15 protein-coding genes are annotated in these 17,380 nt (G+C 63.2%); 6 read left to right on the top strand and 9 right to left on the bottom strand.

Annotation, left to right across the window (positions count from 1 at the left end; translation table 11 throughout):
- Nucleotides 1-39: 39 nt before the first annotated feature.
- From PspTeo4_RS18150 to cbiE, 3 genes are read right to left on the bottom strand one after another with little or no spacing between them, the layout of a single operon-like run.
- Nucleotides 40-759: a cobalt-precorrin-6A reductase gene (locus tag PspTeo4_RS18150; RefSeq protein ID WP_322365305.1), complete on the bottom strand. Its 720-nt coding sequence runs from the start codon at nt 757-759 to the stop codon at nt 40-42.
- On the bottom strand, nt 756-1,850 hold the full coding sequence (locus tag PspTeo4_RS18145; protein ID WP_322365304.1) for a cobalt-precorrin-5B (C(1))-methyltransferase: 1,095 nt from the start codon (nt 1,848-1,850) through the stop codon (nt 756-758). Before PspTeo4_RS18145 ends, PspTeo4_RS18150 begins: the two co-directional genes overlap by 4 nt.
- Nucleotides 1,843-3,054: a precorrin-6y C5,15-methyltransferase (decarboxylating) subunit CbiE gene (gene cbiE / locus PspTeo4_RS18140; protein WP_322365303.1), complete on the bottom strand. Its 1,212-nt coding sequence runs from the start codon at nt 3,052-3,054 to the stop codon at nt 1,843-1,845. The genes PspTeo4_RS18145 and cbiE overlap by 8 nt, the downstream gene beginning before the upstream one ends.
- A gap of 223 nt (nt 3,055-3,277) precedes the next feature.
- Here cbiE and cobG point away from each other — a divergent pair, with 223 nt between their 5' ends.
- From cobG to PspTeo4_RS18110, 6 genes are all read left to right on the top strand, one after another.
- Complete coding sequence (cobG, locus tag PspTeo4_RS18135; RefSeq protein WP_322365302.1) at nt 3,278-4,609, top strand: precorrin-3B synthase; 1,332 nt, start codon at nt 3,278-3,280, stop codon at nt 4,607-4,609.
- The gene (locus PspTeo4_RS18130; RefSeq protein WP_322365301.1) at nt 4,602-5,228 is read left to right on the top strand and encodes a precorrin-8X methylmutase; all 627 of its coding nucleotides are present in this window, start codon (nt 4,602-4,604) and stop codon (nt 5,226-5,228) included. The genes cobG and PspTeo4_RS18130 overlap by 8 nt, the downstream gene beginning before the upstream one ends.
- Nucleotides 5,228-5,959, top strand: coding sequence for a precorrin-2 C(20)-methyltransferase (locus PspTeo4_RS18125; protein ID WP_322365300.1), 732 nt, complete (start codon nt 5,228-5,230; stop codon nt 5,957-5,959). The genes PspTeo4_RS18130 and PspTeo4_RS18125 overlap by 1 nt, the downstream gene beginning before the upstream one ends.
- Nucleotides 5,947-7,653 (top strand): precorrin-3B C(17)-methyltransferase, encoded by a 1,707-nt coding sequence (gene cobJ / locus PspTeo4_RS18120; RefSeq protein ID WP_322365299.1) that lies wholly within the window; start codon nt 5,947-5,949, stop codon nt 7,651-7,653. The genes PspTeo4_RS18125 and cobJ overlap by 13 nt, the downstream gene beginning before the upstream one ends.
- Before the next feature lie 118 nt (nt 7,654-7,771).
- On the top strand, nt 7,772-8,458 hold the full coding sequence (locus tag PspTeo4_RS18115; protein WP_322365298.1) for a hypothetical protein: 687 nt from the start codon (nt 7,772-7,774) through the stop codon (nt 8,456-8,458).
- Nucleotides 8,459-8,529: 71 nt separating this feature from the next.
- Entirely contained in the window at nt 8,530-9,198 is a 669-nt protein-coding gene (locus tag PspTeo4_RS18110) for a hypothetical protein (RefSeq protein ID WP_322365297.1), read from the top strand.
- Here PspTeo4_RS18110 and PspTeo4_RS18105 read toward each other — a convergent pair.
- From PspTeo4_RS18105 to dusB, 6 genes are all read right to left on the bottom strand, one after another.
- Complete coding sequence (locus PspTeo4_RS18105; RefSeq protein WP_322365296.1) at nt 9,183-9,779, bottom strand: MarC family protein; 597 nt, start codon at nt 9,777-9,779, stop codon at nt 9,183-9,185. The two genes, PspTeo4_RS18110 and PspTeo4_RS18105, sit on opposite strands and share 16 nt — an antisense overlap.
- Nucleotides 9,780-9,831: 52 nt before the next feature.
- On the bottom strand, nt 9,832-12,603 hold the full coding sequence (locus tag PspTeo4_RS18100) for a hybrid sensor histidine kinase/response regulator (protein ID WP_322365295.1): 2,772 nt from the start codon (nt 12,601-12,603) through the stop codon (nt 9,832-9,834).
- Between the two features lie 135 nt (nt 12,604-12,738).
- The gene (gene purD / locus PspTeo4_RS18095) at nt 12,739-14,034 is read right to left on the bottom strand and encodes a phosphoribosylamine--glycine ligase (RefSeq protein ID WP_322365294.1); all 1,296 of its coding nucleotides are present in this window, start codon (nt 14,032-14,034) and stop codon (nt 12,739-12,741) included.
- A gap of 182 nt (nt 14,035-14,216) precedes the next feature.
- On the bottom strand, nt 14,217-15,824 hold the full coding sequence (purH, locus tag PspTeo4_RS18090) for a bifunctional phosphoribosylaminoimidazolecarboxamide formyltransferase/IMP cyclohydrolase (protein ID WP_322365293.1): 1,608 nt from the start codon (nt 15,822-15,824) through the stop codon (nt 14,217-14,219).
- 81 nt (nt 15,825-15,905) lie between these two features.
- Nucleotides 15,906-16,226 carry a DNA-binding transcriptional regulator Fis gene (gene fis / locus PspTeo4_RS18085; protein WP_011535876.1) on the bottom strand — a complete coding sequence of 107 codons (321 nt, stop codon included), beginning with the start codon at nt 16,224-16,226 and terminating at the stop codon, nt 15,906-15,908.
- Nucleotides 16,223-17,236, bottom strand: a complete 1,014-nt coding sequence (gene dusB / locus PspTeo4_RS18080) for a tRNA dihydrouridine synthase DusB (protein ID WP_322365290.1) — start codon at nt 17,234-17,236, stop codon at nt 16,223-16,225. The genes fis and dusB overlap by 4 nt, the downstream gene beginning before the upstream one ends.
- Nucleotides 17,237-17,380 lie beyond the last annotated feature (144 nt).

Genomic DNA, 17,380 nt, shown 5'->3' with positions numbered 1-17,380 from the left:
GTATATGACAATCAGATATACGTTTCTGCAGGCCGGCAGTCAAAGCCCCAACCTGGAGAGCAACAGGCTCACCCCTGTAAACGCCAGGTCCACCTCGGGCAGCGTCGGGCGCTTGAGGATCAACACCGGCACCCCACGTTCACGCGCCACCTCAAGCTTTGGCTCGGTGGCCACGCTGCCGCTATTCTTGCTGACCAGCACATCGATGGCCCGACGTTCGAACAGTGCGCGCTCGTCGTCGATGTTGAATGGACCACGGGCACCGATCACCTCGCAGCGTTCGTTGCCTGGGCAGGCTTCCAGTGCGCGGAGTGTCCAGAACTGGTCGGGCGGAATCTCGTCCAGATGCTGCAACGGCTCGCGTCCCAGCGTGAATAGCGGGCGTCGGAAGGGTTTGAGCGCTTCGATCAGGCCGGCCCAGTCCTCCACCTCGCGCCAATCATCGCCGGGCTGCGCCTCCCAGGCTGGTCGACGAAGGGCCCAGCAAGGAATGCCGACGGCCTGCGCGGCAAGTGCGGCGTTGTGGCTGATTTGCGCGGCATAGGGGTGGGTGGCGTCGATCAGCAGGGTGATTCCTGCTTCACGCAGGTAGTTGGCCAGGCCCTCTGCGCCACCATAACCACCAACCCTTACCTGGCAACCAAGGTCCTGGGGTACGCGGCCAATACCGGCCAGGCTGTAGATGTGCTCGGGGCCAAGTCGACGGGCGATGGCCAGGGCTTCGGTGACGCCACCCAGCAGTAGTATGCGATTGCTCATAGGGTACCTGCCCGGCCAACGATGCCGCCTTGTCTGTCGATGGCGATCACTTCCACCTGCACCTGTGCCGGCACCACGCTGCGGGCGAAGGCCAGGGCGTGGGCACAGACCTCATCACCCAGGGCAATGCCTTGTGCATGGGCCAGGGCCAGGGCCTGCTGGCTGGTGTTGGCAGCGATGATTGCGTTTTGCAGCGTTTGATCAGCACCGATGTTTGCCGCCCAGCCGGCCAGTTGCGGCAGATCGATGCTCGAATGGCGGCTGTGCAGGTCCATGTGTCCGGCGGCCAGCTTGCTGATCTTGCCGAAGCCGCCACACAGGGTCACTTGGGCCACGGGCACCTTGCGCAGGTGCTTGAGCACCGCGCCGACAAAGTCGCCCATTTCAATCAGGGCAATTTCCGGCAGGCCATAGATGCGGCGTATGGTGTCCTCGCTGGCGTTGCCGGTACAGGCCGCAATGTGGGTGTAGCCGTTGGTGTGGGCAACGTCGATGCCTTGATGGATCGAGGCGATGTAAGCGGCGCAGGAGAAGGGCCGCACAATGCCGCTGGTGCCAAGAATCGACAAACCGCCAAGAATGCCCAGCCGTGGGTTCATGGTCTTGAGCGCCAGCTGTTCGCCGTCGCGCACGTTGACCGTAACCTCGAAGCCACCGTTGTAGGCGCAGTCGCAGGCCAGTTGTTGCAGATGCTCGCTGATCATTCGTCGCGGCACTGGGTTGATCGCCGGTTCACCCACCGCCAGCACCAGCCCAGGGCGAGTGACCGTGCCGACACCTTTGCCAGCGACGAAGCGAACGCCAGGTTCAACGACTAAACGCACCTGGGTGTAGAGCAACGCCCCATGGGTGACGTCCGGGTCGTCGCCGGCATCTTTCAGCGTGCCGGCTTCGGCGCGTTCGCCGTCCTTGCGGCAAAACTCAAGGCGCATCTGCACCACCTTGCCCTTGGGCAACGTAATGCTTACCGCATCGTGGCATTCACCGGTCAGCAGCAGGCGCGCCGCGGCCAGGCTGGTGGCTGTGGCGCAGCTGCCGGTGGTCAGTCCGCTGCGCAGGGGGGCCGGTTGTTCTCGGGTTTCTTCACGCATCGACAGGCTTCACCACCTCGAGCAGGGTGATCGGCAGGGCTTGGCGCCAGGTGTCGAAGCTGCCAAGGGGTTGTGCGTGGGCGACATGGATGCGGGTCAGCTCGCCACCGTGCTGTTCACGGAAAATGCCCAGTGCGAGTTCGCTCTGCAAGGTAACGGCATTGGCTACCAGACGCCCGCCTGGGCGCAGGCGCTGCCAGCACAGGTCCAGTACGCCTTCGCGAGTGACGCCACCGCCGATGAAAATGGCGTCGGGAAGTTCCAGCGCTTGCAAGGCATCCGGGGCCTTGCCGCGAACCAACTGCAGGCCGGGTACGCCCAGGGCATCCCGGTTGTATTCGATGAAGCCCTGGCGGCCTTCATCGGCCTCGATCGCCAGGGCTCGGCAGGCGGGGTGCGAACGCATCCATTCGATACCGATGGAGCCGCACCCGGCACCCACATCCCACAGCAACTCGCCAGGCTGTGGTGCCAGGCGAGCCAGGGTGATGGCGCGGACATCGCGCTTGGTCAACTGGCCGTCATGACGGAAGGCGCTGTCGGGCAGGCCCGCGACCCGCGGCAAGCGCAGTGCATCGGGCGCGGCGCGGCACTCGATGGCCACCAGGTTCAGTGCGGCAACCTGGGCGTGCGGCCAGTCCTCGGCGGTGCCAGACAGCTGGCGCTCATCCGTGCCGCCAAGGTGTTCGAACACCTGCATGCGGCTCGGCCCATAGCCTCGCTCGCGCAGCATGTTGGCGATGGCGCCTGGGCTGTCGCCATCGTTGCTCAGTACCAGCAGGCGCACGCCACTGTGCAGATGCGCATTGAGCGCCGCCAGCGGACGTGCAACCACGGAGAGTATCTGGACATCCTGCAGTGGCCAGCCGAGACGGGCAGCTGCCAGGGCGCAGGATGATGGCATCGACAGCACCTGCATCTCTTCAGCAAGTACCTGGCGTGCAAGGCTGGCGCCGACGCCATAGAACATCGGGTCGCCGCTGGCCAGCACACAGACCGCCTCGCCGCGCTGGGCAAGAACCGGTGCCAGCGAGAAGGGGCTTGGCCATTCCTGCCGTTCGGCGCCGATGCAGCGCGGCAGCAAGGCCAGCTGGCGTGGGCTGCCGAAGATCTGCGAGGCGCTGAGCAGGGCGCGCCGGGCCTGCTTGCCCAGCCCGCTGAAGCCGTCTTCGCCGATACCTACAACTGTCAGCCAGGGTGCCATCTGTTTCATTCCGCCGTTAAAGGTGCCCCATCGCGGGTAATCCCGCTTCCACAGGCCGGTGCTGCTGTCGAGGGCAGCGCATTACCTGTGGGAGCGGGTTTACCCGCGAAAGGGTCATGAATTTCTGCTCAATCGCCACTGATGCTCGACCACCGGTTTTTCATGCCGCCGGACAAAGCAGGCATAATACCGCGCCTTCTACACTCAAGCGCATTTTCACGGATTGCCGGACACCCCTTTGAAGCAGGTAAACGCCCCCGAAGTTTCGCCTCGCCCCTCGGCCTGCCCGGGGTTGTGGCGTATCGTCAGTGCTCTGGACGGCGGTATCTGCCGGATCAAGCTGCCTGGTGGCCTGCTGCTGGCCGACCAGGCCGACGCCGTGGCCACCGCTGCCGAGCGTTACGCGGGGGGCGTGATCGAGGCGACCAACCGCGGCAACCTGCAGATTCGCGGCATCGGCAGCGACCAACGCGGCCTGATCGACAGCCTGCTGGCTGCGGGGCTCGGCCCGCGAGAGGCCGCTGGCGACGATGTACGCAACTTGATGCTTAGCCCGCTGGCCGGGCATGACCCGGCGATGCTGCTGGATGTGCGGCCGTTGGCCGGGCAGATTCTGCACATGCTGGAAAGTACTCCGCGCCTGCATCAGCTGTCGGCCAAGTTCGCCGTGCAGCTGGATGGCGGCGAGGGCCTGGCCATGCTTGAACACCCGCACGACCTGTGGCTGTCGGCCGTGCGTCTGGAGCAGCGTACCTGGTTGGCATTTGGCCTGGCGGGTTGCCCTGCCGATGGCCAGGTGCTGGGGGCCGTGCCGGTGGAGCAGGGCTTGGCCCTGGTGCGTGCCGTGCTGGAGCGCTTCCTCGACCTGGCAAGCCCCGAACAGTCGCGCATGCGCCAGTTGCTGGAAAGCTGCACAGCCCAGGCGTTCGTCGAGGGGCTCGGGCTGGACATCCGTTGCGATTCAGCCGTGCTCGGCTGGCAGCGTACGGCCCGCGCCGCCGACTGGCTGGGCGTCTTGCCCCAGGCACAAGGCATCGCCTTGGGTGTCGCCCCGCCGCTGGGTCGCCTGACACCCAGCATGTTGCGCTGCGCCGCGGACGTGGCCCGTGAAATGGGCGATGGCAGCCTGCGCATGAGCCCTTGGCAAAGCCTGGTGTTGACCAATATTGATGCTGATCGCAATGAACAGGCGCTGGCTGCGCTGTCAGCACAAGGCCTGTTGTGCGACAGCCAGGCTCCCCTTGCCCGAATCACAGCGTGCACCGGTGCCAGCGGCTGTGCCAAGGCCCAGGCTGAAACCAAGGCCGATGCCGTTGTCCTGGCCACCCTGTTGCGCCCTGGCGCTCCCGGCAGCGTGCATTTGTCCGGCTGCCTCAGATCCTGCGCCGTGGCCCATGTCGCCCCGGCCACCTTGCTGGCCCGCTCACCGGGCCGTTACGACCTTTACCTGCGCGATGCGCGCTTGCCGGGCTTCGGTGCCCTGCGCGCCGCCAACCTCACCTTGAACGAAGCAGGCGCCATGCTCGACCTGCCGACGGAGCACCTTGATGATTGACTACATCCGCGATGGTCAGGAGATCTATCGCAATTCCTTCCGGATCATCCGTGAGGAGGCCCGACTCGAGCGGATTCCCGCAGACCTTGAGAAGCTCGCCGTGCGGGTGATTCATGCCTGCGGCATGGTCGAGGCCATCGATGGCCTGCAGTTCTCCGACGGCGCGGGCAGCGCAGGGCGCCAGGCCCTGGCCAACGGTGCGCCGATTCTGTGTGACGCGCACATGGTGGCCGAGGGCATCACCCGTGCGCGCCTGCCTGCCAACAATCAGGTGATCTGCACCCTGCGCGACCCGAGCGTGCCGAGCCTGGCCAAGGACGCCGGTAATACCCGTTCTGCCGTTGCACTGGAGCTGTGGCGCCCGCACCTGGAGGGCAGTGTAGTGGTGATCGGCAACGCGCCGACCGCACTCTTCTACCTGCTGGAGATGCTCGATGCCGGTGCGCCGAAGCCTGCGTTGATCCTCGGCTTCCCGGTCGGTTTCGTCGGGGCCGCCGAGTCCAAGGCCATGCTCGCCGCCGATAGCCGTGGCGTGCCGTTCGTGATCATGCAGGGCCGCCTGGGCGGCAGCGCGATGGCCGCCGCCGCGGTCAACGCCCTGGCCACGGAGGTGGAGTGATGACGCCGCGCGGACGCCTGCTGGGCCTGGGCGTAGGCCCTGGTGACCCTGAACTGATTACCGTCAAGGCGCTGCGCTTGCTGCGCGAGTCGCCGGTGGTTGGCTACTTCGTGGCCAAGGGCAAGCGTGGCAATGCCTTCGGCATCATCGAGGCACACCTGCAGCCCGAGCAGACGCTGCTGCCGTTGGTGTACCCGGTGACCACCGAAGCCTTGCCGGCACCGTTGTCCTACGAGCAAGTGATCAGCGATTTCTACGACGAAGCCAGCGTCCAGGTGGCCGAACACCTGGATGCCGGCCGTGACGTGGCGGTGATCTGTGAGGGGGACCCGTTCTTCTACGGCTCGTACATGTATCTGCACGACCGCTTGGCCGAGCGCTACGACGCTGAGGTGATTCCGGGCGTGTGCTCGATGCTCGGCGGTGCTTCTGTGCTGGGTGCGCCACTGGTGTACCGCAACCAGAGCCTGTCGGTGCTGTCTGGCGTGTTGCCGGCCGAAGAACTCAAGCGCCGCCTGGCCGACGCCGATGCGGCGGTGATCATGAAGCTTGGCCGCAACTTCCCCAAGGTGCGCGAGGTGCTTGCCGAGCTGGGCCTGGACCGGCGTGCGCTGTATGTCGAGCGCGCAACCATGGCCAACCAGAAGATCGTGCCGCTGGATGAGGTCGACCCGCAGTCGTCGCCGTACTTCTCGCTGATCATCGTGCCGGGTGAAAAATGGCAGGGATGAGCATGCTCAAAGCACCGGCGATCATCATTCTTGGCCCTGGCAGCCTGGCCACGGCGCAGCGAATCAAAGGGCTTTATCCCGACGCATCGATCCATGGCCTGAGCGGACGGGTCGAAGGCGCCGATCACAGCTATGCGTCGTTCGGCGAAACGCTGCGCGGTTTGTACCAGCAGGACACGCCGATCATCGCACTGTGTGCGGCGGGAATCGTCATCCGCAGCCTGGCCAGCCTGCTCAACGAGAAGGGCGTCGAGCCGCCTGTGCTGGCGGTCGCCGAGGATGGCAGTGCGGTGGTGCCGCTGCTGGGCGGGCTGGCCGGGGTGAATGTCATGGCCCGCGAGGTCGGTGATGCGCTGGGGGTGCCTGCGGCGATCACCACCAGCGGCGAATTGCGATTCGGCACGTGCCTGCTGAACCCGCCCGAAGGCTATGCGCTGGCGGATCTTGAGCAGGGCAAGCGTTTCGTCTCCGATCTGCTGGCCGGCGAGACAGTGCGTGTCGAAGGCGACGCCCTGTGGCTTGCACAGGTTCAGCTACCGTCCAGTGAGTCCGCTCAACGCATCATTCATGTTGGGTGTGAGGCGCGTCCGGCCAACCGGGACGAATTGCAGATTCACGCACGCTCGGTGGTGGTCGTCGTCGAGTCTGCGGGGCCTGCTTTGGTTGACCAGGTGCGTGATGCGTTGCGTGCTGCAGGCATCGCCGAGCCTTCGCTGGCCTGCTTGCTGGTGGCCGAACAGGCCATGGCAGAGCCTTCCCTGCACGAAGCCGCGCAGGCGCTTGGCGTGGCACTGCGTTTCGCTTCCAAGCGGGCCGGCCTGGTCGAGATGGCTGTCGCAGCCTTGCCTGAGGCCCGAGTTATCGAGCAAGGGGGCGTGGTCATTGCCGTGGCACCTGCACCTGTAGATGTCGCACAGGTTGGCCGCCCCCGTGGTCGCCTGGCGGTCATCGGGCTGGGGCCTGGTGCGGCAGAGCTGATGGTGCCAGCCGTCAAGGCTGAATTGGCCCGCGCTCAGGACGTGCTTGGCTACGAAACCTATGTGCGTATGGCTGGCCCGTTCCGTGCCGACCAGGTACTGCATTGCACCGACAACCGTGAAGAGATGCAGCGTGCTCGCCATGCCTTCGAGCTGGCCGCCCAAGGGCGCTCGGTGGTGGTGGTGTCGTCGGGGGACCCTGGGGTGTTCGCCATGGCTGCCGCAGTGTTGGAGGCCCTGCACGAATCGACCGACCCGGCCTGGCATCGGGTAGACCTGGAGATCCTGCCGGGTGTTTCCGCGTCGCTGGCCACTGCCGCGCAAGCTGGCGCCCCTCTGGGGCATGATTTCTGCGTGATGTCGCTGTCGGATAACCTCAAGCCCTGGTCGATCATCGAACGTCGTCTGGACCTCGCGGCCCAGGCCGACCTTGTTCTGGCGTTCTACAACCCGATCTCGCGTTCGCGGCCGTGGCAGTTGGGGCGCGCTCTGGAGATTGTGCGTCAGCATCGGGACGGGAAAACGCCTGTAGTCCTCGGCCGAGATATCGGTAGGCCGGGGCAGACACTCAGGGTCGTACTTTTGGCCGACCTGGTGCCAGAAATGGTCGATATGCGCACCATGGTGCTGCTCGGTTCCTCCACCACTTGCACCTTCGAGCGCGCGGATGGCGGGCTCTGGGCGTACACCCCACGCTGGTACGGCAACAAGCCGTAAGCCACTGAAACGGCTGCAGGGCAGGAAGTCTTTCGCGCAAGGCAAGGTATCTGGCGATCGGTAGGTTTGCAGGCGGGGCCACAGTGCTCCGCCCATCCCTACCATGGAGAGATACCCAATGACCGACACCCTAGAAAAGAAACAGACCCTGCAATTGCTTGCCGACCAGAACCTGTTTGTCTTCAGCGACAACGTCAGTGAGCTGGCTCGCGAGGCAAGCAGGGACTGCCACGCGTTTGCCACACGAAATGCCAACAAACGGCATCATCCAAGGCGGGCTGTGGACGCCTGGTTCAATGATTACCTGGATACCATGGGCGCCAGCGGCTGGACCAGGCTCAAGTATGAGGTCAGGAAAATCACCGAAGTTGGTTCGTATGTGGAGATGAGCAATCTGTTCTATCAGGGTCTCCAGACTGCATACGGTGCGGCTACCGGCGACATCAAGCAAAGCCTGAAAGACCTGGGCGGCGCCATTATCGATGCCCTGAAGGACCGCGAAGTCCTCAAGTTGCTGGACACCCGCAGCATTAAAGATGACCGCGTGAGCATCAGCCTGTGCAAGTGCGTCGAGTCGGCAAATGGTGAAGTGGTCATGCTGGTCTGCGCCCTGCAGAACGACGAAATTCCGACCAAGAAAGGTGAAACGCTGCTGGGTAAATGGGAACACCGCGGCTCCATCACCTACGCCTGCGGGGCAACACTGAGCTTCAGCCGCAGGAGTTACGGGGCTGTTCGCGACCTGATCGAAAAGGGGCTTGATGCCGATGCACGCAAGGTACTGGCCGAGCGTGTACTGCCTTGATCAATGAAGCTGGGGTCGGGAGCAAGGCGCCTGACCTCTTGCCTGGATGCGACCGTTAGGGAGTATGGACCATGTCTGATCTCAACCCTGAATCCACATGTGGCACGATAGTCGAAAGCACCATCATGCCGTTCGGTTCAAATGTCAGCCTGGATGAACGCGAGGACATTCTGCTGGTTATCCGTTATGCCCACTTGGTGGCTACCAGTGAGAGCGAGGCACCGCTTTTCCTGGACTGGTTTCCCAATTTTCGGCGCAAGCTGAGTTTCCTGGGCTGGGATGCCACCCCGCCGCCCATCGTTAAGCTTCCTGGCCCAAGTCGTGAGCAACTGGTGGAGAAGGTTTTACGCGGGATAGGACAGGTAGGCTCGCAGGAGCATGTCGCTGAAACAGAGCGGTCCTTGTGGGCATTGCAGCATGACTCTGCGTTGCGTTTGCGTCTGGAAACAAGGATGAGAGAGACGGACACCAAGCACATTCAGTTCATGCCATGCGTAAGGCGCTCCGGTAGTTATTTCGACATGGTGCTGTTCCACCTGGAAGCAACTCAGTTAGACGACTATTTGAACGTTCTTTTTGCAAGCCACGGTGAGGGCCTGGGGTTACGAGCACAAAGTGCAGAGTTGATTCGATTCAACCTGCGTTTGTTTCGGGACCACCATCACCAGAAAGTAGAGAAATTCGTCACGTCGCAGGATCGCCAGTTCATAGCCAAACTAATACGTTACGGCAGCAAGTAACCCTTGATCCCGGTGAAAATAATCTGTGCCGCCAAGGCGCAGACGAACAGGCCCATCAAACGGCTGACGATCTGCAAGCCCTGGTCGCCCAGAATCCGTTCGATGCTGTTGGAGAGGTAAAGCACCAGGCCTACGGTAAAACTTGCCAGTGCGATGCTGATGATCGCCAGCAGCTTGTCGTCCCAATGCGGTTGGCCCACCCCCATCACCAGCAGGGCACCAATGGTGCCAGGGCCGACGGTCAGAGGGATGGTGAGCGGCACGATGGTGACGTCCTGTTGCACATTGTCCGCCTGCACCGCCGGTTTGCCCTGGGCCATACCCAAAGCCGAAATGAACAGCACGCTGCCGGCGCCGATGCGGAAGGCGTCGGCAGTGATGCCGAACACCCCGAAGATCACCCGCCCGAACAAGTACAGCAGCACGCTGGCCACCAGCGCGGCGAAGGCCACGCGCCAGGCCAGTTGCTTGCGCTCCTTGCTGGAGTGACCACGGGTCAGGCTGATGAAGCACGACAGCACGAAGAATGGGCTGTAGAGCACCAGCATCTTCAGATAGACGCTGAACAACTCATGGAGCATGGGCAAGGTCCATGGCAGGGGTGGGTGTGGGAAGTGTATCAGGCCCCTGACATCACGAGGTTTGCGCCGTGTCCGTGTGGGCTTCACGGTTGTTCGCCCAATACTGGATCAGCTCCCGCAGCTGCGACAGCTCTACCGGCTTGGCCATATGCCCGTCCATGCCAGCCAGGCGCGCGCGCTCTTTGTGCTCGGCAAGAATATGTGCAGTCAAAGCGACAACCGGGGTGCGCTGGCGCTGATTGGCGGCTTCCCACGCGCGCAATTGCTGGGTCGCGGAGAACCCGTCCAGCACCGGCATTTCACAGTCCATCAACACCAGGTCGTAGCGTTGCGCCTTCATGGCCTGCAGTGCTTCTTCGCCATTGCTGGCCGTGTCGGGCTCGAGGTCCAGCTTGCCAAGCATGCCGCGGATCACCTTGGTCGAGATGCTGTTGTCTTCGGCCACCAGTACGCGAAAATCTCGGGGCAACTCAAGCGCCGGTGCGGTGCCAGGCACGGGGGCGGGCACGGCCTGTTCGCGGCCACGTTGTGCCAGTTCTTCTGCCAGCGTGGTCTTGAGCGTGTAGCCGGCTACCGGTTTGGCCAGGATCCGCTTGACCCCGGCATTGCGGGCAATGACCTTGCTCGGCGCATTGCTGATGCCTGTGAGCATCACCACCAGGATGTCGTGGTTCAGGCTCGGGTCTTCCTTGATCTTGGCGGCCAGTTGCATGCCGGTCATGCCGGGCATGTTCTGGTCCAGCAGCACTGCATCGAAGTAATCGCGCAGGTGCGCCTTGGTGCGCAGCAGGGCCAGTGCCTCCTTGCCCGAAGGCACGGCGCTGACGTTCATGCCCCAGGCGCTGCACTGCTGTACCAGTACCTTGCGACAGGTGTCGTTGTCGTCCACCACCAGTACCCGGGCATCGCGCAGCGGGCCGTCGAGGTCGGTCGGGGGTTGCTCGAGGCGCGAAGGGTCAAGCGGCAGCGTCAGCCACAGGGTGTTGCCCATGTTGGTACTGCTCTTGATGCCGAATTCGCCCTGCATCATGCCGATCAGCTGCTTGGCGATGACCAGGCCAAGGTGGCCGCCCAGCTTGTTGCTCGACAGGAAGTGGTGGCTGTGCAACTCGGCCTGCAGCAGGGCCTCGCGCTCTGCCGCTGGCAGTGGCTCGCCGCTGTCCTGGACGGCGATCCGCAGGCGTGGCACCTCGCCGCGCTGGTCCAGCGCGACGACCAGCAGGATCTCGCCTTGGTCGGTGTTTTTCAGGGCGTTTTCCAACAGGCTCGACAATGCCTGGCGCAGGCGTGTCGGGTCTCCGCTGATCACCCGTGGTACCTGCGGCTGGGTAAAGCTGATCAGCTCGATGTTCTGCTGTTCGGCCTTGGCCCGGAAGATATTCAGGCAATCTTCGATCAGGGCGTTGAGGTCGAACTGCACATCGTCCAGCTCGATCTGCCTGGATTCGAGCTTGGAGATATCGAGAATCTCGTTGATCAGGGTAAGCAGTTCGTTGCCGGCGCTGTGGATGGTCTGCACGTAGTCGCGCTGCTTGACCGACAGCGGGGTGCCGAGCAGCAACTCGGTCATGCCCAGCACGCCGTTCATGGGAGTACGGATTTCGTGGCTGATCTTGGCCAGGAACTCGGCCTTGGCGTTGATTTCGGCATCGCTGGCGGCCAGGGCGCGGCTGGCGCTGAAGCGCTCCTCGCTCATCCGCCGCAGGCGTTCGCTGACAGCCAGGTTGAGCAGCAGGCCGCTGGCCACGGTCATGGCCATGAGGATGCACAGCAGCCAGGGTGTGGAGGTTCGAGTCAGGCCGAGCAGCGCCGGCAGCAACACTAGCCCGCCCAGGTTGTAGACCACCATGGCGATGCTGAACAGGCGTGCTGGCGCATAGCCTTTGTACCAGTGGAAGCTGCTGACCAGCAGCATGCTGACGCTGCCCAGTGCCAGCAGGGCGTAGGTCATCAGGTTCAGTGGCAAAGTGTCGACGAACAGCAGGACCAGCCCGCTGACCGCAGTGACCAGCATCTCACCCTGCAGCAAGCGGTTGAGCCGCGGCGAGCTGCAAGAAGAGAAGAAATGCTGGGTGAAGTACAACCCGGCCAGGCCTGCCAGGACCAGGGTCAGGTAGGCCGCCGGGGTTTGCGCACTGTGCCACAGATGCCACCACGGGCCGCTGAGGTTCAGCAGGATCAGGCCGCTGAGCAGCATCAGCCCGTGATACAGGGCCAGTACCAGGGTCGTGCTGGAGCGGGTGTAGAGGAAGCGGATCAGGTTATGCAGGATGAGCATCACCAGGCCGCCGAAGAGCATGCCGAACAGCAAGGGCTGGCCCTGATCGGATGCGGCTACCGCTGCAGGCTCAAGGCTGATGGCCGGGCGCAGCTGGTGCTCGGAGACCAGGCGCAGGTAGATGTCCAACGGCTGCTGGCGGTTGGGCAAAGGTAAGACATGGTCGCTGCCGCGCAGGGTCGGGCTGGCGTTGCCGGCCTGGCGCCCATGGTGCAGCTGACGGAGCAATTGGTCGCCGTTGAGGGCGTAGAGGTCGAGACGTGACAGGTCCGGGGCGAAAACCCGCAGCAGTTGCTCCTGATCGCCGGGTTCCAGCCGATAGTGCAACCACAGTGCCTGTTCCGCAGGGGCGGCATCCAGGTCGCCAAGGTCGATGGGGCTGAATTGGCTTCGGTAACGGTCGGAGCGCACATCGCTCAATTGCAGGTTGGCCTGTTCATCGAGCAGAACCGACCACCCTCCGCCTTGTTCGGCCGAAGCCGGAAGCAGGCAGAGCAAGGTCAGCAAGCTGACGATCAGGGCTGTGGCAATCCGAAGCCGACGCACGACGAAATCCCTTCTTAGCTGATGTGCCGGGTATTAACTATGCGCGGCGCGCCAAGTCGAAGGCAAGGCCTTGGCCAGGCCCTGTCGACGAGCCGAAGGCCGTGGGCGCAAGGCACCACGGCGATTCGGTAAAACTTACTGCTGGTGCTCACCGCGCTCGCGGGCGATGGCCCGGTAGCCGATGTCGGTACGGTAGAAGCTGCCGTTCCAGGAGACTTCCTTGGCCAGGCGGTAAGCCTGCTGCTGAGCGTCGGCAACGGTGCTGCCCATCGCGGTGGCGCAGAGCACACGACCACCGTTGGTCGCCACTTGGCCATTCTTGAGCGAAGTGCCGGCGTGGAACACCTTGCCTTCGATCTTGGCCGCTGCATCCAGGCCGCTGATCACGTCGCCCTTGGCGTAGTCGCCCGGGTAACCGCCGGCTGCCAGCACCACGCCCAGGCTCGGGCGCGGGTCCCATTGGGCTTCGATCTTGTCCAGGGCCTTGGCGAATGCGGCTTCGACCAGCAGCACCAGGCTCGACTCCAGGCGCAGCATGACCGGTTGGGTTTCCGGGTCGCCGAAGCGGCAGTTGAACTCGATGACCTTGGGGTTGCCCGCCTTGTCGATCATCAGGCCAGCATAGAGGAAACCGGTGTAGACGTTGCCTTCCTCGGCCATGCCGCGAACGGTCGGCCAGATCACCTGGTCCATCACACGCTGGTGCACTTCGGCGGTGACCACCGGGGCAGGGGAGTAGGCGCCCATACCGCCGGTGTTCGGGCCGGTGTCCTGGTCGCCGACGCGCTTGTGGTCCTGGCTGGTGGCCATCGGCAGCACGTTGTGGCCGTCGACCATGACGATGAAGCTGGCTTCTTCGCCGTCGAGGAACTCTTCGATCACCACGCGCGAACCCGCGTCACCGAAGGCATTGCCGGCCAGCATGTCACGCACGGCGTCTTCGGCTTCTTCCAGGGTCATGGCGACGATCACGCCCTTGCCCGCGGCCAGGCCGTCGGCCTTGATCACGATCGGTGCACCCTTTTCCTTCAGGTAGGCCAGGGCTGGCTCGATCTCGGTGAAGTTCTGGTAGTCGGCGGTCGGAATCTTGTGACGGGCCAGGAAGTCCTTGGTGAAGGCTTTGGAGCCTTCCAGCTGCGCCGCGCCCTTGGTCGGGCCGAAGCAGTCCAGGCCACGGCTGCGGAACAGGTCGACCACACCCGCAACCAGCGGCGCTTCAGGGCCGACGATGGTCATCTGCACGTTCTTTTCGGCGAAGTCAGCCAGTTGCTCCAGGGCCAGCACGTCGATGGCGACGTTCTCGCACTTGGCTTCGGTGGCGGTGCCGGCGTTGCCCGGGGCGACGAAGACTTTCTCGACGCGTGGGTCCTGGGCGACTTTCCAGGCCAGGGCGTGCTCACGGCCGCCGCTGCCGATGATCAAAACTTTCATGTCAAAACCTCGAATTCTTTCGGACGGGAGGCTAGGCCTCACACTGTACGAGGTCGCAATGAAGCAGGTAGATGCAAGGCGGGGCCGGTTCCGATGAGCGGAGTTGCCTTCTGGCAATGAGCATCAGCGGAACCGGCCCCAACGCAGCAGATGCCTGCTTCAGTGCGGCCGATTGCCGTAAATCAGTGGCGGAAGTGGCGCATACCGGTAAAGACCATAGCAATGCCGGCTTCGTCGGCAGCTGCAATCACTTCGGCATCACGCATCGAGCCGCCAGGCTGGATCACGGCGCTGATACCCACTTTAGCCGCATTGTCGATGCCGTCACGGAACGGGAAGAACGCATCCGAAGCCATGACCGCGCCTTGAACCTGCAGGCCAGCATGCTCGGCCTTGATGGCGGCGATACGGGCGGAGTTCACGCGGCTCATCTGGCCGGCGCCGACACCGATGGTCTGACGCTGCTTGGCGTAGACGATGGCGTTGGATTTGACGAACTTGGCCACTTTCCAGGCAAACACCAGGTCGTGGATCTCTTGCTCGGTCGGCGCACGTTTGGTGACGATCTTCAGGTCATCGGCGGTGATCATGCCGATATCGCGGCTCTGCACCAGCAGGCCACCGTTGACGCGCTTGAAGTCCCAACCGGTGGCGCGCTCAGCTGGCCACTCGCCACATTCCAGCAGACGCACGTTCTGCTTGGCAGCAACCACTTCACGGGCAGCCTGGGAGATTTTCGGGGCGATGATCACTTCGACGAACTGGCGGTCGACGATGGCTTTCGCGGTTTCGCCGTCCAGCTCGCGGTTGAAGGCGATGATGCCGCCGAAGGCCGACTCGGTGTCGGTAGCGTAGGCCAGGTCGTAGGCCTTGCGGATGCCGCCTTCGTCTTCAGGGACGACGGCCACGCCGCATGGGTTGGCGTGCTTGACGATGACGCAGGCCGGTTTGACGAAGCTCTTCACGCACTCCAGCGCGGCGTCGGTGTCGGCCACGTTGTTGAACGACAGCTCTTTGCCTTGCAGCTGGATGGCGGTGGAGACGCTGGCTTCGCCTTTCTTGGCCTCGACGTAGAATGCCGCGCTCTGGTGCGGGTTCTCGCCGTAGCGCATTTCCTGGGCCTTGACGAACTGGCTGTTGAAGGTGCGCGGGAATTCGCTGCGGCCTTCGGTGCTCAGGGTCTCTTTGGCCTGGTCGATGGTGCCCATGTAGTTGGCGATCATGCCATCGTAGGCGGCAGTGTGCTCGAAGGCCTTGAGCATCAGGTCAAAGCGCTGGGCGTAGGTCAGGCCGCCGGCTTTCAAGCCTTCCAGGACGCTGGCGTAGTCGCTGGCGTTGACCACGATGGCCACGTCCTTGTGGTTCTTGGCTGCCGAACGGACCATGGTCGGGCCGCCGATGTCGATGTTCTCGATAGCGGTCGGCAGGTCACAGCCAGGCTTGGCGATGGTGGCTTCGAAGGGGTACAGGTTGACGGCGACCAGATCGATCGGCTTGATGCCGTGCTCGTTCATGATGGCATCGTCGACACCGCGACGGCCGAGGATGCCGCCGTGGATTTTCGGGTGCAGGGTCTTGACCCGGCCGTCCATCATTTCGGCGAAGCCGGTGTAGTCAGCCACTTCCACCGCGTTCACGCCGTTGTCCTTGAGCAGCTTGTAGGTGCCGCCGGTGGACAGGATCTCGACACCGAGCTGTTGCAGCTCGCGAGCGAATTCGAGGATACCGGTCTTGTCGGAGACGCTGATCAGGGCGCGGCGGATCGGCAGGCGGGTAGTCTGGTCGGTCATTTCGGATTCCATAACGCGGTGGAGTCAGCAAAAAAGGCGCCTCTGGTAACGGAGCCGCCTTTTCTGATTGGGATTCTGGCTTTACAACAAGTCGTACTGCTTGAGCTTCTTGCGCAGGGTGCCACGGTTGAGCCCGAGCATCTCACTGGCTTTGGTCTGGTTGCCCTTGACGTAGTTCATCACGCATTCGAGCAGGGGCGCCTCGACTTCGGAGAGCACCAGGTTGTACACGTCCGTAACGGTAGCGCCTTCCAGGTGGGCGAAGTAGTTGTGCAGCGCCTTCTCGACGCTGTCGCGAAGGGTCTGGCCCTCTTCGCTCGGCGTGTTGAGGTGCTGTTTGAGGTTGGCGTTGTCGCTCACGGGCGTTGTTCCACTCACTAATGTCTCGGTCATCATCGTCATGCGGCCACCCCTTGTTCGTCCTCTGTCTCAAGGCTCTGTCGACGCTCGCTGAAAAAGGCGCGAACGTTGGCGCACTGCGCTTGTGTGTCTTCCAAAGCGTTGAACCGGGAGCGAAACTCCTTGCCGCCGGGTTTTGTTGCCAGGTACCAGCCGACGTGCTTGCGGGCGATACGTACGCCCATTACATCGCCATAGAAGGCATGCAGCGCGGCCAGGTGCTCTAGCAGGATGTGTTCCACTTCGTCCAGCGTGGGGGCTGGCAAGTGTTCGCCAGTCCTCAGGTAATGCTCGATCTCGCGAAAGATCCATGGCCGCCCTTGGGCAGCCCGGCCAATCAGCAGGCCGTCGACGCCGGTGGCGTCCAGTACCGCCCGGGCCTTTTCTGGCGACGTGATATCGCCGTTGGCGAAAACCGGGATCGACACCGCCTGCTTGATGGCAGCGATGGTGTCGTACTCGGCTTCGCCGGTATACAGGTCGGCGCGTGTGCGGCCATGCACCGCCAGCGCCTGGATGCCAGCCTGTTCGGCGATTTTCGCCACGTTCAGGCCGTTCTTGCTTGTCCGATCCCATCCGGTGCGGATCTTCAGTGTCACCGGGACGTCCACTGCACCGACTACGGCGTGGAGAATCTCGCTGACCAAGGCTTCATCTCTCAATAAAGCAGAGCCTGCGGCTTTGTTGCAGACTTTTTTTGCTGGGCAGCCCATGTTGATATCGATGATCTGGGCGCCAGCTTCGACGTTGGCCAGGGCCGCCGCCGCCATCATCTGTGCATCACCTCCGGCGATCTGGACCGAGCGTGGCTCGGGATCGCCTTCATGGATGCGGCGCAGGCTGGACTTGCGGCTGTTCCACAGGCTCATGTCGCTGGTCACCATCTCCGACACCACCATGCCCGCGCCCAAGCGCTTGCAAAGTGTCCGGAAAGGCTGGTCCGTGACCCCGGCCATGGGCGCAAGGATCAGGTTGTTTCGCAGTGTATAAGGGCCGATGCGTACCGCCGACATAGGTGTTCCCTGTTGTGGGGCCGAATCATTGGAGTCGAAAAAGGGTTGGCATGATACCCGCTCTCGGTGACCGGATAAAGATGGATTTGGATAAAATCTGTACAACTGTCGGCTAATGCTCTTGAGTTTCGAGCGGTAATACAC

Origin of the sequence: Pseudomonas sp. Teo4 (assembly GCF_034387475.1) — a bacterium.
In the GTDB taxonomy this organism is placed as follows: domain Bacteria; phylum Pseudomonadota; class Gammaproteobacteria; order Pseudomonadales; family Pseudomonadaceae; genus Aquipseudomonas.
The sequence above is the reverse complement of the archived record's forward strand: the minus strand, read 5'-3'. Positions and strand labels throughout refer to the sequence as shown.

What these genes read in the sequence shown, in the direction of transcription:
- dusB (WP_322365290.1), bottom strand. Translation starts at nt 17,236, where the DNA reads ATGTCGGCGGTACGCATCGGCCCTTATACACTGCGAAACAACCTGATC.
- PspTeo4_RS18115 (WP_322365298.1), top strand. Translation starts at nt 7,772, where the DNA reads ATGACCGACACCCTAGAAAAGAAACAGACCCTGCAATTGCTTGCCGAC.
- PspTeo4_RS18110 (WP_322365297.1), top strand. Translation starts at nt 8,530, where the DNA reads ATGTCTGATCTCAACCCTGAATCCACATGTGGCACGATAGTCGAAAGC.
- purH (WP_322365293.1), bottom strand. Translation starts at nt 15,824, where the DNA reads ATGACCGACCAGACTACCCGCCTGCCGATCCGCCGCGCCCTGATCAGC.
- fis (WP_011535876.1), bottom strand. Translation starts at nt 16,226, where the DNA reads ATGACGATGATGACCGAGACATTAGTGAGTGGAACAACGCCCGTGAGC.
- PspTeo4_RS18105 (WP_322365296.1), bottom strand. Translation starts at nt 9,779, where the DNA reads ATGCTCCATGAGTTGTTCAGCGTCTATCTGAAGATGCTGGTGCTCTAC.
- PspTeo4_RS18125 (WP_322365300.1), top strand. Translation starts at nt 5,228, where the DNA reads ATGACGCCGCGCGGACGCCTGCTGGGCCTGGGCGTAGGCCCTGGTGAC.
- PspTeo4_RS18130 (WP_322365301.1), top strand. Translation starts at nt 4,602, where the DNA reads ATGATTGACTACATCCGCGATGGTCAGGAGATCTATCGCAATTCCTTC.
- cbiE (WP_322365303.1), bottom strand. Translation starts at nt 3,054, where the DNA reads ATGGCACCCTGGCTGACAGTTGTAGGTATCGGCGAAGACGGCTTCAGC.
- cobJ (WP_322365299.1), top strand. Translation starts at nt 5,947, where the DNA reads ATGGCAGGGATGAGCATGCTCAAAGCACCGGCGATCATCATTCTTGGC.
- PspTeo4_RS18145 (WP_322365304.1), bottom strand. Translation starts at nt 1,850, where the DNA reads ATGCGTGAAGAAACCCGAGAACAACCGGCCCCCCTGCGCAGCGGACTG.
- purD (WP_322365294.1), bottom strand. Translation starts at nt 14,034, where the DNA reads ATGAAAGTTTTGATCATCGGCAGCGGCGGCCGTGAGCACGCCCTGGCC.
- PspTeo4_RS18150 (WP_322365305.1), bottom strand. Translation starts at nt 759, where the DNA reads ATGAGCAATCGCATACTACTGCTGGGTGGCGTCACCGAAGCCCTGGCC.